The sequence below is a fragment of the Cytobacillus sp. FSL W8-0315 genome (assembly GCF_038002905.1).
Lineage (GTDB): Bacteria > Bacillota > Bacilli > Bacillales > Cytobacillaceae > Cytobacillus > Cytobacillus pseudoceanisediminis.
Genome location: NZ_JBBOOC010000001.1, coordinates 1326989 through 1341732, shown reverse-complemented (window position 1 = coordinate 1341732; position 14744 = coordinate 1326989). Strand labels below are relative to the sequence as shown.

At 42.8% G+C, this 14744-nt stretch carries 12 protein-coding genes, 1 other RNA gene and 1 riboswitch; of the genes, 1 reads left to right on the top strand and 12 read right to left on the bottom strand.

Annotated features, from left to right (window positions below; translation table 11 throughout):
- Positions 1–20: 20 nt before the first annotated feature.
- The 4 genes from MKY20_RS06845 to MKY20_RS06830 form a co-directional block, all read right to left on the bottom strand.
- Positions 21–3149 carry an MMPL family transporter gene (locus tag MKY20_RS06845; RefSeq protein WP_251175550.1) on the bottom strand — a complete coding sequence of 1043 codons (3129 nt, stop codon included), beginning with the start codon at positions 3147–3149 and terminating at the stop codon, positions 21–23.
- Positions 3150–3305: 156 nt separating this feature from the next.
- The gene (locus MKY20_RS06840) at positions 3306–3755 is read right to left on the bottom strand and encodes a MarR family winged helix-turn-helix transcriptional regulator (RefSeq protein ID WP_009331792.1); all 450 of its coding nucleotides are present in this window, start codon (positions 3753–3755) and stop codon (positions 3306–3308) included.
- Between the two features lie 222 nt (positions 3756–3977).
- Positions 3978–4613, bottom strand: coding sequence for a DUF4352 domain-containing protein (locus MKY20_RS06835; RefSeq protein WP_251175549.1), 636 nt, complete (start codon positions 4611–4613; stop codon positions 3978–3980).
- Positions 4614–4679: 66 nt separating this feature from the next.
- Positions 4680–6056 carry an alkaline phosphatase gene (locus MKY20_RS06830; RefSeq protein WP_192907859.1) on the bottom strand — a complete coding sequence of 459 codons (1377 nt, stop codon included), beginning with the start codon at positions 6054–6056 and terminating at the stop codon, positions 4680–4682.
- A 179-nt stretch (positions 6057–6235) separates the two neighbouring features.
- On the opposite strand from MKY20_RS06830, the gene MKY20_RS06825 reads away from it, so the two are divergent.
- Entirely contained in the window at positions 6236–6775 is a 540-nt protein-coding gene (locus tag MKY20_RS06825) for a flavodoxin family protein (protein WP_009331802.1), read from the top strand.
- 34 nt (positions 6776–6809) lie between these two features.
- Here the strand turns inward: MKY20_RS06825 and MKY20_RS06820 are convergent, their stop codons facing one another.
- The 8 genes from MKY20_RS06820 to MKY20_RS06785 form a co-directional block, all read right to left on the bottom strand.
- Positions 6810–7910 carry a mechanosensitive ion channel family protein gene (locus tag MKY20_RS06820; protein ID WP_192907861.1) on the bottom strand — a complete coding sequence of 367 codons (1101 nt, stop codon included), beginning with the start codon at positions 7908–7910 and terminating at the stop codon, positions 6810–6812.
- A gap of 99 nt (positions 7911–8009) precedes the next feature.
- Positions 8010–8378, bottom strand: a complete 369-nt coding sequence (crcB, locus tag MKY20_RS06815; protein ID WP_192907862.1) for a fluoride efflux transporter CrcB — start codon at positions 8376–8378, stop codon at positions 8010–8012.
- Positions 8375–8752: a fluoride efflux transporter FluC gene (locus tag MKY20_RS06810; protein ID WP_192907863.1), complete on the bottom strand. Its 378-nt coding sequence runs from the start codon at positions 8750–8752 to the stop codon at positions 8375–8377. The genes crcB and MKY20_RS06810 overlap by 4 nt, the downstream gene beginning before the upstream one ends.
- 60 nt (positions 8753–8812) lie before the next feature.
- Positions 8813–8873, bottom strand: a riboswitch (Fluoride riboswitch).
- Between the two features lie 209 nt (positions 8874–9082).
- On the bottom strand, positions 9083–9799 hold the full coding sequence (locus MKY20_RS06805) for an MOSC domain-containing protein (protein WP_251175548.1): 717 nt from the start codon (positions 9797–9799) through the stop codon (positions 9083–9085).
- A 551-nt stretch (positions 9800–10350) separates the two neighbouring features.
- Positions 10351–10710, bottom strand: a transfer-messenger RNA (tmRNA) gene (ssrA, locus tag MKY20_RS06800).
- Positions 10711–10853: 143 nt separating this feature from the next.
- Positions 10854–11321 (bottom strand): SsrA-binding protein SmpB, encoded by a 468-nt coding sequence (gene smpB, locus MKY20_RS06795; protein ID WP_009331807.1) that lies wholly within the window; start codon positions 11319–11321, stop codon positions 10854–10856.
- A 156-nt stretch (positions 11322–11477) separates the two neighbouring features.
- Complete coding sequence (gene rnr / locus MKY20_RS06790) at positions 11478–13802, bottom strand: ribonuclease R (protein ID WP_341000835.1); 2325 nt, start codon at positions 13800–13802, stop codon at positions 11478–11480.
- 36 nt (positions 13803–13838) lie between these two features.
- The gene (locus tag MKY20_RS06785) at positions 13839–14585 is read right to left on the bottom strand and encodes an alpha/beta hydrolase (protein WP_009331809.1); all 747 of its coding nucleotides are present in this window, start codon (positions 14583–14585) and stop codon (positions 13839–13841) included.
- Positions 14586–14744: the final 159 nt, after the last annotated feature.

Here is a 14744-nt window from a genome sequence, read left to right as displayed (position 1 = left end):
AAAGACAGTCTCGACATACATTAATTTGCACTTCTTTTAAACGGCCACCAGTTTGCCTGGCCGAAGTTCTTGACCATAACCGGAATAAATAGCGGCAGCACTACCAGTGCATAAAGCATTAATCCGACCAGAACGATAGACGCGATCTGCAATAGCGACAGCATCCCGGATGGCATCATGGCCGCGAATGTTCCGCCAAGGATAACAGCAGCTGAGATAATAACTGTGCCCATCTTTTTCATGGACAACAGCATTGCATCTGCAATTGAAAGGTCACGATATTCATTAAAGCGGTCCATTAAGAAAATGCTATAATCAACGCCAAGTGCGACCAAAATAACGAATGCAAAGAATGGAACCGCCCAGCTGATGCCCGAATATCCAAGCAGGTTTACAAAAATCGCTTCATTCATTGCCATACTTGTATAGTAGGTCAAAATCAATGAACCAATTAAATAGATTGGCATGATAATAGACCTGAAAAGGAACACAAGAATAATCGAAATACCAAGCAGCATCAATACAACTGTACGGGAATAATCCTGATCTGACATCGTGCTCAAATCAGCATTCGTACTTGTTATCCCTCCTACTGCGACAACCGCATTTTCAAGCTTGGTCCCTTTTGTCGCTCTTTCCACCGCTTCTTTAATTTCATCCACCTGGTTAATGGCTTCGTTGGAATAAGGATTTGCTTCTAGCACTACATCCATTGTCATGACTTTTCGGTCCTCCGACAAATAGACATCAAACACCTGGGCAAACTCTTCATCCTCCAGAACTTCAGGCGGCAGATAGAAACCATCCATATTTTCCGAATTTGATAGACCTGCCAGATAATCCTGTGCCGAACCGAGACCTTCAGACACCTGTTCCAGCCCATCTGCACTCTGGCCAAGACCATCTGTCAGCTGGCTGATTTGTCCGCCAAGACCGCTGAATCCTGCGAGCAGCTGTTCCTGCCCGCCATTGATTCCTGCTAAACCATTTGTCAGCTTCGGAAAATTATCGACGATTTGCCCCTGCCCGTCAGCAAGCTGATTGAGGCCAGCCTGCTGGGCTTCAATTCCGTCTATTAGCTTCTGGAGGCCTGCAGCTAATTCTTTTTGGCCCGATATGGCAGTTCCAAAGTTTCTATTCGCTTCGGCCAAGCCAGTCTGCAGCTTTGTTAAGCCACCATTAGCAGCATTAATCCCTTCGGAAACCTTTGGAAGCTGCTGCTGCAGGCCTGCAACCTGACCTTTAATAGCTTGGTACTGGGGATCTTGGGCCAATGCTGGGTCATTTGTTTCAACATAGCCAAACAGTGCATCATTCGCCTGTTTGATGCCATCCGATAGCTGATTTACATTCGTCTGGATTTCTTTATAACCTGCAATTAGTGAAGGAATTAACTGTTCCGCTGACTGATATCCAACTAGCAGCTTCTGGTATCCGGCAAGAAGCTCTTCGGCACCAGCCTTGGATTTTTCCAAGCCATCTTTAATTTGATCTGAACCCACAGACCCCCGGCGAATTCCATCTTCAATTTTTGCAAGGTTCGTCTGAATTTCACCAAGTCCGGACTTGATTTCATTGGTGCCAGAGATCAAATCGTTGATGCCTTTTGTGGCATTCTGCAGCTCAGGCTCTGATTTGGACAGTTCGCTGCTTGCTTCATTTAAGCCGTCTGAAATTTTATTTAATCCGTCCTTACCTTCTCCAAGGCCTTCTTCAAGAGTCTCAGCTTGTTTGGCAACAAAGAAGTCTTCGATTGGCTCTCCAGTTGGTCTTGTGACAGATCGGACTGTATCCACCAGATTTACTTTTTCAACCTCTCGGCTGATTTTTTCAGCCAGGCCTACATATTCTGCGGAATCCATTTCCTCATCGTTTTTCAAGACGATTTGCGTTGGCATGGATTCTCCTGGCCCAAAGCTGTCAGCAATGGCATTAAACGCTTTAATGGAATTAACATCTCCTCCGATTTCCTCAAGGGAGTTGTAAGAAAGTTCTCCGTCATATGTCACCAGGAACGGCACACAAACGGCTGCCACTATAAGCAATGCCACGAATGGACGCGCAAGAGAGAATCGCCCGACTGTACCCCATAGCTTGCTTTCTCCATGCTCGGCACTCTTTTTCGAAGGCCAGAAAATTTTCTGCCCCAGCACCGCCATAAAGAATGGCACAATGGTAAATAAAGCAATTAATAATATTGCTACACCAATGGCCACAGCTGCTGCTGACTGATAAAGAATAAATTGCGAGAAGCCAATTGCAGCAAAGCCAATCATAACAGCCAAGCCGCTGAAAAATACTGTGCGGCCCGCATTCCGGTATGTTGCCACAATGGCATCCGCTGTGCTTTCATTATAGGAAAGTTCTTCTTTAAAGCGGCTTAGCAGAAGGATACAATAGTCTGTTCCAATCCCAAACAGAATCGCCACAAGGAAAATCTGAGTATAGTTTGAAATTGGAAAATCCAGTCTATCCACTAAAAATGCCACAATGGATTGTGAGGCAAGATAGGTAAATCCAACTGTCAGCAGCGGGATAATTGGCGCAACCACTGATCGGAATACCAGCAGCAAAACAACCAGAATAAAGACGACTGTGATTCCTTCCGTCTTTTTCAGTCCTTCCTGCGAACTGTTCATGAGATCTTCATTGATCAGCCATTCACTCGTATAATAATGATCTACCTTTGCATCATCAATAGCTGAGTAAAGCTCTTCACTCAGCTCAGCTGGCTCACGGTCGTTCCAGCTTACATTGACAGAAGTCAGAATGGACTTGCCATCCTCTGAAACAAGCTGTTCTTTCAAGCTTTCTTCATTAAAGTGGGTAAGAATTTCCGTAATTCCCATTTCGCCGCTTTTTTCTTCAAGCTTTCGGACAGCTTTCTCCGCTTCTTGGATTTCTTCTTCTGTCAGCTTTTTATCATTATGAAAAACAAGTGCGACCTGGGTCTCATCCCCGCCGCCTTCCTGCTTCTGCACTTCTTGCATGATATCCCCGGCAAGTGTGGATGAATACTCTTCAGGCACAGTAATCTGCCCTTTGTCACGGACCAGATCTGCCATGTTTGGCGCTGCCATAAACAAGCCGGCAACCACTGCGATCCAAACGACAATGACAAGCCATTTTCTTTTAATAATTGAATACACTCTTTAATCCCCCGCTTTGTTTTCTGATAAAGTGAAACTTCAATCAGTGGGGGTTCTCTCCCCCCACTGATTGTTAGTTGAACCAATCGGGCCTATACGGGCAGTTTGACTCCCGCTCATACTCCTTCGATTGCTCCTGAGTCTAGAACGGGAGCCTTACTGCCCGTTAGACTGCGATAGTACTTTATCCAATTTTTCAAAGGTTTCAATGAACTGCTGGATTTCGGCCTGATCAAATCTGTTTATCAGCGATTCTACAAGGTTATGAATCTTTTCTTCTGCTTTGACGTACAACTCATTCCCTTTTTCGGTAAGAGTCAGATAGACAACCCTGCGATCATTTTCATCTCGTGTTCGCTGAATCAGCCCTTTTTCCCACATGCGCGTGATCATCGCCGTAATCGCGCTCTTTTTCACGTCAAACACTTCTGCAAGCTCTGACGAAGTACAAGATCCCACCTGATTTATGTACCTCAGTGTAAAATGCTGGTCATTGGTCAGATCGCTGCCTATTTGATTTTTCACAAGTGACGCAGCCTTTTTCTCAACGGAAAAAGAAACGGCAATATACCGGTCGACCAAATCCTTAATATTTGGCACATTCACTTATATATTCACCTCACAAAGTAATTATTCTATCGTTTAACTGTTCAACTGTTTAACTATTAACGTAGTTAACTTTAATACAGGGGAAGATGGTTGTCAATTAAACTTCATCAAAAGGAATAAAATAACGTTTTCCTTTTTTATTTCCTGCACTGTACCCAGGGCCCTGATCAGCAAATATAATTTCCAGCAAAAAAGACCCCATCTCTGGAGCCTTGTCCGTTAAAATTCGATTTGAATCTTTTCCGCATCTTGAATCTTCTTCCCATCAGCACTAAACACATCGCTGGTGGTGATTTCGAAATTTGTCAAATCCGATTCTTCTATAATAAAGCCAACATTGCCAGCTTTGGTTTCGTTTGGCCCAATTTCTTCTGTTAGCCCATCAAGGTAAATATCCTTTTCCCAGGTGATTTGCTCACCTTTACTTGTTTCAAGGATGGCTGCCGGGGCAAAGTTCACTTTTTGATCTGAAGTGTTCTTTATTTCAACAAAGACTTTAACAAAATCAAATTCCTCGTCATGCGTCAGGGTATGAAAATAATCCACTAAGCTGTAGTCTGGCTTCAAATGCATTACTTTTGCATCTGTCACTTTCATTTCAATTGGGCCGATACTATGAATACCATTAACGTTTTTTGTTTTTTTCAAAGTAAGTTCACCTTTTTCGTCCAGGTGAGTCTGTCCTGCTTTTTCCAACTGCCGATCATCCGGAACCTGAGGGTTTGGTGCATAATTTTTCACAGTTTCACTTTTTTCCGGAGCTTCAGCACTGACATCAGAAGGCTGTTCCGGCGCGTTTGAGCATCCAAATAAAACAAACGATAAGAGAGCAATCATTGTTATCAGTTTTTTCATGATGATCCCCCTTCCATTGGTGTAAAAAGTTCCCGCTGCTCCTTGAAAGCAGCGGGAGATGATACATTATTTATCTTCAACTTTTACATTGGACTTCAATATTTCAAAAATCAATTTAGCATGGTCTGTATTTTCGATTTGCCCTGCAAAGCGGTCGCTTGAAGGGCCAAATGCATATACCGGCACGTCTTCACCAGTATGGCCGCCAGTTGTCCAGCCAGTATGTGATCGCTCATTAAAGATTTCCTCAATCGCGTTATCAATATCTGTTACATTCTTCGTTTCGGCAGCATCTTTAACAGATTGGATCTCTTCACCAGTTAGATCAAGGTCGATATATTGGTTCAAAGTTTTTTCTGCATCTGCACCTTTTACAATTTCCGCTGCCATAAAGTCAGGTGTACGCTTTGCTGCTTTAATTGGCTCGCTGAACCAATTATAGATGCCGTCAGAACCGATGGAATAGCCCCCAGTTGAGTGGTCAGCAGTTGCAACAACAAGGGTATGCTTGTCCTTTTTTGCAAAATCAATAGCTGCTTTGAATGCCTTTTCGAAGTCTTCCATTTCGCTCATTGCCCCAACTATATCATTATCATGGCCAGCCCAGTCTACCTGGCTGCCTTCTATCATCAGGAAGAAACCGTCTTTATCCTTGTTCAAACGCTGGATTGCAGAACTCGTCATTTCTTCCAATGAAGGAGTGTCTTCTGTGCGGTCAATCATTTTTGGCAAGCCGCGCTCTGCAAATAAACCAAGAACCTGCTCATTGTCATCCGCAAATAACTGGTCCCGGTCTGTTACATAGCTGAATCCATCCTTCTTAAACTCTTCTGTAAGATTTCTGTCATTGCGGACAAATAAATCTGTACCTCCGCCTAGAAGTACATCTACCTTATGATCGCCATTGATAAGCTCATCATAGTAATCATCCGCAATGGCATTCATATTCTTGCGGCTTTCGTCATGGGAGCCGAATGATGCAGGAGTCGCATGCGTAATTTCAGACGTTGCCACAAGTCCTGTTGCTTTTCCTTTCTCTTTTGCAGCTTCCAAAACGGTTTTCACTTCTGATCCATCGTTATCTACGGCAATCGCATTGTTATAAGTTTTAATGCCTGCAGACATTGCTGTTGCTGCAGATGCGGAGTCTGTTACATTTTGTTCCGGATCTTCCGGGTAAGTCATTTGCTGGCCGACCAAATATTTATCCAGCTCGGAACGCTCAACAAACTTTGTGCTTGGGTCGTCTTTCATATAACGGTATGCAGATGTATAAGATACTCCCATTCCATCACCGATAAGGAAAATTACATTCTTAATTTTTCTATTATCTTCGTTCCCTTTTGCTTCTGTATGCTGAACTGTACCCATCAGTCCTCCAAACGCAACTGCAGAAGCAGCAAGAACCGGAATTGCTTTTTTTGTCAATTTCTTTAATCTCATTCTAGTAATCCTCCCTGTTGTTTTTAACCACAATTAAAAGTATAGTGACAGTGTGTAAATGGAAGATTAATAGAATGTAAAGATTAGAGGGCACTTATGTAAAGACCTGGTCTTTGCTTTCTTGGAATTTTTTGTGTAAAATCCATTAACAAATGAAAGTGTTGAAGGAGCGATTTTTTATGAAAGTTTTGGCCCTGCTGGGAAGCACAAGAGAAAATGGCAACTCCGAATTCCTGGCAAAAAAAATAGTAGAAGGCACTGAACATACCCTTGTTCAGCTGTCTGAAATGCATATTGAACCGATTATTGATAAGAGGCATGCAGCAGGCGGTTTTTCACCGGTAAAAGACGATTATGAGCAATTAATTCAGCATATGCTGTCACATGATGTTTTTCTATTTGCCACGCCTCTGTATTGGTATGGGATGAGCGGTCCGATGAAGGATTTCTTTGATCGCTGGTCACAGTATCTAAGGGATGAACGCTTTAACCTGAAAGAAGAGCTGGCAAAGAAGAAAGCTTACGTTGTTATTACAGGCGGCAGCAGCGCGAAAGTAAAAGGACTTCCCCTTGTTCAGCAATTTCAATATATCTTCGAGTTTGTAGGCATGGAGTTTGCTGACTATATCATTGGAAGCGGAGTAAAGCCGGGAGAAGTTAAAGAGGACACTCTTGCTTTAGCCAAGGCCGAACAGTGGAATACATTGTTTTCAAAATAAAAAGGCGGACTCACCGGTCCGCCTTTTTTTCATATCACGATTCCTGTCTTACCCTGGAATCTTTATTCAGCTGATTTTCCCCATCAGGGTCTAAATATAATTTCCTGCTTGGCATAGCTACATAAACACGCTCATTTTCAAGAATGTCCATGATCTCAAAATTAATTTCTTCCTTAATTTTCAGGAATTCTCCCCAATTTGTCGTTTTGGTAAAGAAATAAAGGAAGATATCGAGTCCATTTTCTTTGTAGTCGTCAAAGGTCACAAGAATGGTTTCCGGGTGTATATCGGGATGATTTTTTAACAGATACTCGATCTGCCCTACCACATTCGCCATTTGATCTTTCGTTGTATCATGAGTAACACGCAATCTGAAGCTGATTTGCCTTTTCCCCATCTTGCTCCAGTTTGTAATCGATTCATTGGCTAAAGTAGCATTAGGAACTGTGACCAGCGCCTGGGCAAATGTCCTTACCCTGGTGCTTCGAAAAGAAATATCTTCAACTGTTCCCTCCACACTTGGCGTCATAATCCAATCGCCAATCGTGAACGGCTTTTCAGTAATGATGACAAATCCGCCAAACAAATTGCCCAGTACATCCTTGGCAGCAAAAGCAATGGCGACTCCGCCTAATCCAAGTCCAGCAACAAAGCCATTAACATCATAATCAAATTCCTGGGCAACCACGCTTATACTGATCGCCACAATAACAACTCTCAAGGACTTTGAGATAAATGGAATGAGAATATCATCAATTTCCAGATTATACCTAACCTTTAGACTGGTAAAAAGGGCAGATGATGCAGCTGCCATGTTGTACAAGCCCCAGGTAATCATAATGATAACAGACGCTCTAATAATATCTAAAAACAAGGAATTATGCTGGTTTAAGTGAGGAAAATAACCGACAGAAACATAGATTCCTATAATGATAAATAACCACTGAATCGGCTTTTGAAATGAAACAAAAATATGTGAGAAAAAGTCATTTGGCGCTTTTCTGCTAAGCCTTAATAATAGTGTAAATATATATTTGGTGAAAAGCTTCCGGAAAAGGAGAAACAGCAGGAAAATCCCAATTGATATTCCCAGATCCACCAATATATCTTCTTTCATGTAAGTTTCCCAGAACATATGAATAACCTCCTTGATGCTATTTGTTATCATAACATAATTCTATAAGACAGGTTATCATACGAAATTCCCTAAAAAACGCATTGGAAAAACCTTTCTTCATCCGAAGAGCTTGCCCAGTTCAATACCCAGCAAAGCCAAGAGTATTCCGCCGCCATAGCTCAATACATTATAAAGAATGAGCTCTTTTTTCCTTTTATCCATATGGAGCTGTATTGCTTCCAGCTTAAATGTAGAAAAAGTAGTGAAAGCTCCCATAAAACCAGTGCCGATCAGCATAAAAAGACTGCCTTCTATTCCTGAGCCCACCATGATTCCAAGAAGAAGGGAACCACTTAAGTTAATAACAAGCGTAGCTGCAGGGAACCTCGACACAATCCTTTTATTTATAACCTGACTGACCCACAGCCGGCATATCGCTCCAAAGAAACCGCCCATCCCCACCATCAGAAAATGAAACATACTCATTCTGCTTCTTCTCCTTTCGTGACTCGGAATCCTAGTCGGCTCATCCATAATCCGCCAAAAATGCTGGCTGCAACATACAAAACTGCCAGTGCTGTCTTTCCATCGAGAAAGAGTGTTACCGTTTCAACACTTAAGGTTGAAAAAGTCGTAAAGGAGCCAACAAAACCAGTTCCCAGAGCTGTTTTTAAATGGGCTGGCAAGGAAAAACGCACAAGCAGACCCGTCATAAGCCAAGCGAGAAGAAAACTTCCCAGCAAATTAACCATCAAAGTAGCAAATGGAAAAACCGCACTCTCATGAAAGAGGAAAATACCAATGGAGTACCTCAAAGAGGCTCCAAGAAATCCTGCAGCCCCAACTAATAAATAAACCACCCTATCCCTCCCTTTTTTCTTAGTTTGTCCAATATAAAAAGACTCCTGCCAGCTACCTCACAACTGACAGGAGTCATTAGCCTAAAGGCGGTTAAAGGTGAACTCCATCACCTATTACTTTTTATCTTCATTAACACTATAAAACATATGAACAGGGATTAAAAGACCTTTAAAAAATCTTCTTTAACAACATCATCACTATCACGGCGAAAATCCTGGTCTCGTCATCCACCTCATATTGGTTTCGGTCAATTTATATGTCCTCCTGTTAAATTTCTTGGAGCAAAAGTATTGAATTACTATTCTAGCAGAACAAATACTCAGCACATTTTATTTAAGTAATATTGCCTCATCCCCAACTCTTATCTCACCACATCGTTCAACTTTTGCCCAAACCCCAAACATTGCAGCATGGTGAGTTGCCAAGGTTTTCAATATACGAGCATCCTGCTTTAGTTCCTCTTGAGGATTGTTTACCATAATACACCTTTGAAGCGGGGCAACAATTTTCAGGGTAACACTTTCTCCTACTTGAATTAGCTGATCCACCCATTCATCCTCAAGATACCCTGTTGCTTCTGTTTCGATTACTAGGTTTGCCCGAAATCGGCGAGAGTCTGCTATTTCCGCTAAATCCTTACTTAACATTTTTAACGCAGAGGTTGTGATGATACTTATGGGCCCTTCATCAAAATGTGATATTGACTCTTCCTTTGCCAATATTACTGGAAACCCTAACAGCTCACTTAGTGCCTTGTTTACCCTTTCCTGATCACCTCGATATTCTGTTCCATCGGGCATAGTGATAAGGGGGGTGTCCCGCTCATATTTTGCTTTAAAGTTAAACAAGCCTTCCATCTGCTGAAAGCGCCGTGTAGTCTTTCCACTGCCAAATTTTCCATCCTCATTTTTAATTGCCCATAAACGGTCTCCGAGTATACCTCGACTATCAACTGGGGCAGAGGATAAAGACTCCCCCAAAACTGATTTCACTGGAAACCTATTGATTTCTTGGACTCTTCCAATACGTTCATTCTTTTGATTCAAAGTCTATCCCCCCGTATTTGGCCTAAACCTGCAGTTCGTAAGATTAACTCTCCTTCATTTTACTTCGTATCCCTTTAAACTTGATCAATAGCAAGTTCGACAAAAAAGAGCGTTAACCCTTTTTGGATCAACGGGAACCGTAACTTATTTATATTTATTAAAAAGTGAGATAAGAAGGCAAGACCAATCTTATTGAAGAAAAACACCGTTAGGTAAGTAAGGAAAAAACAGTATCAGGTAATTGATGCGGGTTTAAAAAGCGTGTTGAAATATTTATACAAACACAACAGCCAGTGATTTTGTCTGCGGAATATTACTGTGGGTTTTAAGAATGTAACTTCAAATTTTTACGATTGGAAGAGGACACCATATTGCAATGTCCCCAATCATTAAAGTGACTTCTCGAAATGCATTAGCCACTTCTCTTTGTTTCGAAAGATAGAGTTACACTTAACTTTATTCAATGCATTTAAAGCATAACATTGTCAAAAACACTTTAAAGAATCATATAGTTTAAGTTACAACAAATAAAAAACCACCAAATATGTATTTGGTGGAGACGGAGGGAGTCGAACCCTCGTCCAGAAATATCGGCACTTAAGCTTCTACGAGTGTAGTCGATATATTCGCAATTCGCTGATCCTTATGCCTATCGACGGGCGTCCGGCCAGCTAGCCTGGTTGTTCTCTTCCTTCATCCTCAGGCGGTGGAATCCGGCGTAGCCCACTAAGAGTGAGTCCGCTACCCTACCACATGGGCTATGGAGGGGCGAACCGCTAAAGGCCTATTAGGCAGCTAAAGCGAAGTTGTTTTGAGTTTTGCCAGTTATTGGCTTTGACGTTTTAACGAGGCCGATCCCCTCGACTCGCAACCTAAGCTCGAACTATCCCTGTCGAATCCGTAGCGTCCCCATTATAATAGGTCTGCGTCGAATCTTATTCAGTACGCTGACGTTCGGATAAGCTCGAATAGATGAGCTAAAGATTGTGTCACTCGCTGTGACAATTACTATTATAGCACACTGAACTAATTTTTCAATTGTAAGGTTCTGGGTTTACATTTTCTGCCTTTCACGGAAAGCACGCTCTACTTCACGCTTGGCTTCTTTCTTCTTCAGATCCTCACGCTTGTCATATTTCTTTTTACCCCTTGCCAGGCCAATTAAAACTTTTGCATAACCATTTTTAAGATACATTTTTAATGGAACGATCGAATAGCCGACTTCCTTTGACTCGCCAATCAGCTTGCTGATTTCTTTTCTATGCAAAAGAAGCTTTCTTGTCCTTAGCGGATCGTGATTGTAGCGGTTTCCCTGCTCATAAGGACTGACATGCATGCCGAAAAGATAGATTTCATTGTTTTGAATTCTGGCATATGAGTCCTTAAGATTCACCTTGCCCGCACGGATCGATTTAATTTCCGTCCCCTGCAGAACAATGCCTGCTTCATATGTTTCTTCTATAGCATAGTCATGATAGGCCTTTTTATTTTGCGCAACCATTTTGCCAGTTCCTTTTGGCATGTTGAATCCCCCTTTGCTCCTCTTTCCTGAAATCAGGAAATGCAGCATCCGTCTACTATAGCGGTCTCTCTATTATAGCAAAATTGCGTGCCCCTCTCAACGAGTAGCCCTGCTGTGAAGGGAAAGAGAGAGCCTTTTCGGCCCTCCTAATTTTCTTTACCTCTTCTTTTTCTTCCGCTTTGCTTTTGGCGCATTTTCGTAATGCTTTTTCTCTTTTTTCTTTCTCGGGCCGCCTGAACTGTTTCCATTTCCCTGGTCAGTCTTACTTCTGCGCGGCTTTTTTTCGGTGCTGCCTGTCTTGAACACCTTTGGTGCTTCACGTGGTTCCCGTCTGCGGGTTCCCTTCATGCCGACGATTTCAAAATCAATCGAGCGTTCGTCTTTATTTACATTGACGACACGAACAGTGATCTCGTCGCCTATGCGGAACACATTGCCCGTACGCTCGCCAATCATCGCCATCTGGCGCTCGTCATAGCGGTAATAATCGTCCGTCATATAGCTGACATGAATAAGGCCTTCAATTGTGTTTGGAAGCTCGACAAACATTCCAAAATTCGTAACAGAACTGATGATCCCATCATATTCTTCGCCAATTTTATCAGCCATATATTCCGCTTTCTTAAGCTCATCTGTTTCGCGTTCCGCTTCCACTGCACGGCGCTCCATATTGGAAGAATGCTCAGCAATATCCGGGAGCTGTACATTCCACTTTTCCCTTGTCGCCTGATCCAGCTTGCCTTCAATTAAATAGGTGCGGATTAGTCTGTGGACAATTAAGTCCGGGTAACGGCGAATCGGTGATGTGAAGTGTGTGTAAAACTCTGTTGATAACCCGAAATGGCCCAGGCTCTCTTCATAATATTTCGCCTGCTGCATGGAGCGGAGCATCACTGTGGATACAACCATTTCTTCCGGCTTTCCCTGAACCTCTTCAATGATTTCCTGAAGAGCACGCGGGTGAACGGAATTGGCTGTTCCTTTTACAATATAGCCAAAGTTCGTGATGAACTCGAAAAATCTTCTCAGCTTATCTTCCTTCGGATCTTCATGGATACGGTAAATGAAAGGTACATCCATCCAATGGAAGTGCTCAGCAACGGTTTCATTGGCTGCGAGCATAAACTCTTCAATTAGGCGCTCCGCAATCGAGCGTTCGCGCAATGCCACCTCTGTCGGATTGCCCTCTTCATCCACAATGACTTTCGCTTCTTTAAAATCAAAGTCGATGGCTCCGCGATGCATTCTCTTATTACGCAAGATCAGAGAAAGCTCCTTCATCAGCTCGAACATCGGCACAAGCGGCTGGTACCTGTCGATAAGTTCTTCGTCCTGCTCTTCCAAAATCTTATTCACATCTGAATAAGTCATCCGTTCCGTTGTTTTGATCACACTCTGGAAAATCTCGTGATTCACCACTTCCCCATCCGGTGTGATTTCCATCTCACAAGAAAGGGTAAGACGGTCCACTTTCGGATTCAAAGAGCAGATGCCGTTTGATAAGCGATGCGGAATCATCGGGATCACCCGGTCCACTAAATACACGGAGGTTGCCCGCTCTTCAGCCTCCCGGTCGATTGGTGAATCTTCGCGTACATAATACGTTACATCTGCAATATGGACACCCAGTCTGTAATGTCCGTTTTCAAGCTTTTGGACCATTACTGCGTCATCAAGGTCTTTCGCATCAGCACCGTCAATGGTAACGATGACTTCGTTCCTAAGATCCCGGCGGTTTTCCAATTCACTTGGATCAATCGTATCCGGCGTTTCTTCAGCTTGCTTAAGCACCTCATCCGGAAACTCAAGCGGAAGGCCATGCTTGTGAATAACAGATAGAATATCCACACCCGGGTCATTTTTATGCCCGAGAATGTCAATAACTTCTCCTTCTGCACTCTTTCTGCCTTCTGGATAAGTGGTCAGTTTTACAACGACCTTGTGCCCTTCAACAGCGCCTTTTGATGCTGCTTTGGGGATAAAAATATCACTGGCAAACTTTTTATCATCCGGGATAACAAATCCAAAATGCTTACTTTCCGTATAAGTTCCGACAATTTGTGTCACACCGCGCTCTAAGATGCGGACAATTGTACCTTCCCGCCTCTGCCCTGAACTCTCAGTCGTCACACGCGCAAGAACGATATCGCCATTTAAAGCATTATTCGTTTCATTGGGCGGGATAAAAATATCATCCATTCCCTGCTCTTCCGGAATGACAAAGGCAAATCCCTTTGCATGGCCGGAAAGCTTGCCGCGGATAAGATTCATTTTTTCCGGCAAGCCGTAGCGATTGCTTCTCGTCCTGACGACAAGCCCTTTTTCCTCCATGACAACAAGTGCCTTGACGAAATCTTTGAAGCCTGTGGAATCCTCTATTCCAAACGCAGCTTCAAGCTCCTGAACCGTCAATGGCTTATACGCTTCATCTTTCATATAATGAAGCAGCTTGTCGATCAGTTGTTGTATATTAATTTCCATATCTTCATCCCTCCTTGGGGAGTTTTTCTTCTGGTATTATTCTTCCCAATCAAGCTTTTCTAAAAACCCATACACATCTTCGTGCAGCTGATCACGCTCTTTATCGAGAGTAATCACGTGCCCGGATTCTTCGTACCACTTCAGCTGCTTTAAGTCATTCTCCACTTCATTAAAAATGATATTAGCACTGTCCGTGTTGATCATATGGTCATGTCGTGCCTGTACAACAAATGTTGGGGAGTAAATCATATCCACATGATTTCGCACATCCGCGATCAGCTCCTGGAGTGCCTTTAATGTATTCATCGGTGTTTTTTGGAACTCTTCCATTTCCTGTTCAATTTGTTCTTCCGGCTTACCTTCAAGTCTCTTATATTCTCTCGCGTAGCTCAGAATTCCTTCATACATGACTTCTTCGCTTTTTATGTACATAGGTGCGCACATCGGAACAATACCCTTTACAGGTACAGTGTAACCCAATTTAAGGGAAAATACGCCGCCAAGGGAAAGTCCGGCCACTGCAATTTCTTTATGTCCCTTGTTTTTTAGAAATTCATACCCTTCCACCACATCTTTCCACCAGTCTTCCGGGCCTGTATGAACCAGCTCTTCTGGCGGAACTCCATGTCCCTTATACTGCGGGGCATGGCAGGTGTATCCCTTCGTTTCAAGAAATCTTGCCATCATTCTTACATCTGCTGTATTTCCGGTAAAACCATGCAGCAGCAGGACTGCTCTTTTTCCATTTCCAAATGTAAACGGTTTTGGCGCCACAACTCTCATTGATAAAACTCCTTTTACCTTTATAATTCCTATATTTTTATTAATCAAACGTGTGATTAAATCTGCATTCCTTATTTTTAGCAAACAGCGGGGCAACATGCCAATAAAAAAGCTTTCTTATGTAAAAAATGTGAACGTTAGCCAAAATAGGCAAATGTA

Excerpts from the sequence above, each read along its gene's own strand:
- MKY20_RS06835 (WP_251175549.1), bottom strand. The coding sequence starts at position 4,613 with ATGAAAAAACTGATAACAATGATTGCTCTCTTATCGTTTGTTTTATTT.
- MKY20_RS06830 (WP_192907859.1), bottom strand. The coding sequence starts at position 6,056 with ATGAGATTAAAGAAATTGACAAAAAAAGCAATTCCGGTTCTTGCTGCT.
- MKY20_RS06825 (WP_009331802.1), top strand. The coding sequence starts at position 6,236 with ATGAAAGTTTTGGCCCTGCTGGGAAGCACAAGAGAAAATGGCAACTCC.
- MKY20_RS06820 (WP_192907861.1), bottom strand. The coding sequence starts at position 7,910 with ATGTTCTGGGAAACTTACATGAAAGAAGATATATTGGTGGATCTGGGA.
- crcB (WP_192907862.1), bottom strand. The coding sequence starts at position 8,378 with ATGAGTATGTTTCATTTTCTGATGGTGGGGATGGGCGGTTTCTTTGGA.
- smpB (WP_009331807.1), bottom strand. The coding sequence starts at position 11,321 with ATGCCAAAAGGAACTGGCAAAATGGTTGCGCAAAATAAAAAGGCCTAT.
- rnr (WP_341000835.1), bottom strand. The coding sequence starts at position 13,802 with ATGGAAATTAATATACAACAACTGATCGACAAGCTGCTTCATTATATG.
- MKY20_RS06785 (WP_009331809.1), bottom strand. The coding sequence starts at position 14,585 with ATGAGAGTTGTGGCGCCAAAACCGTTTACATTTGGAAATGGAAAAAGA.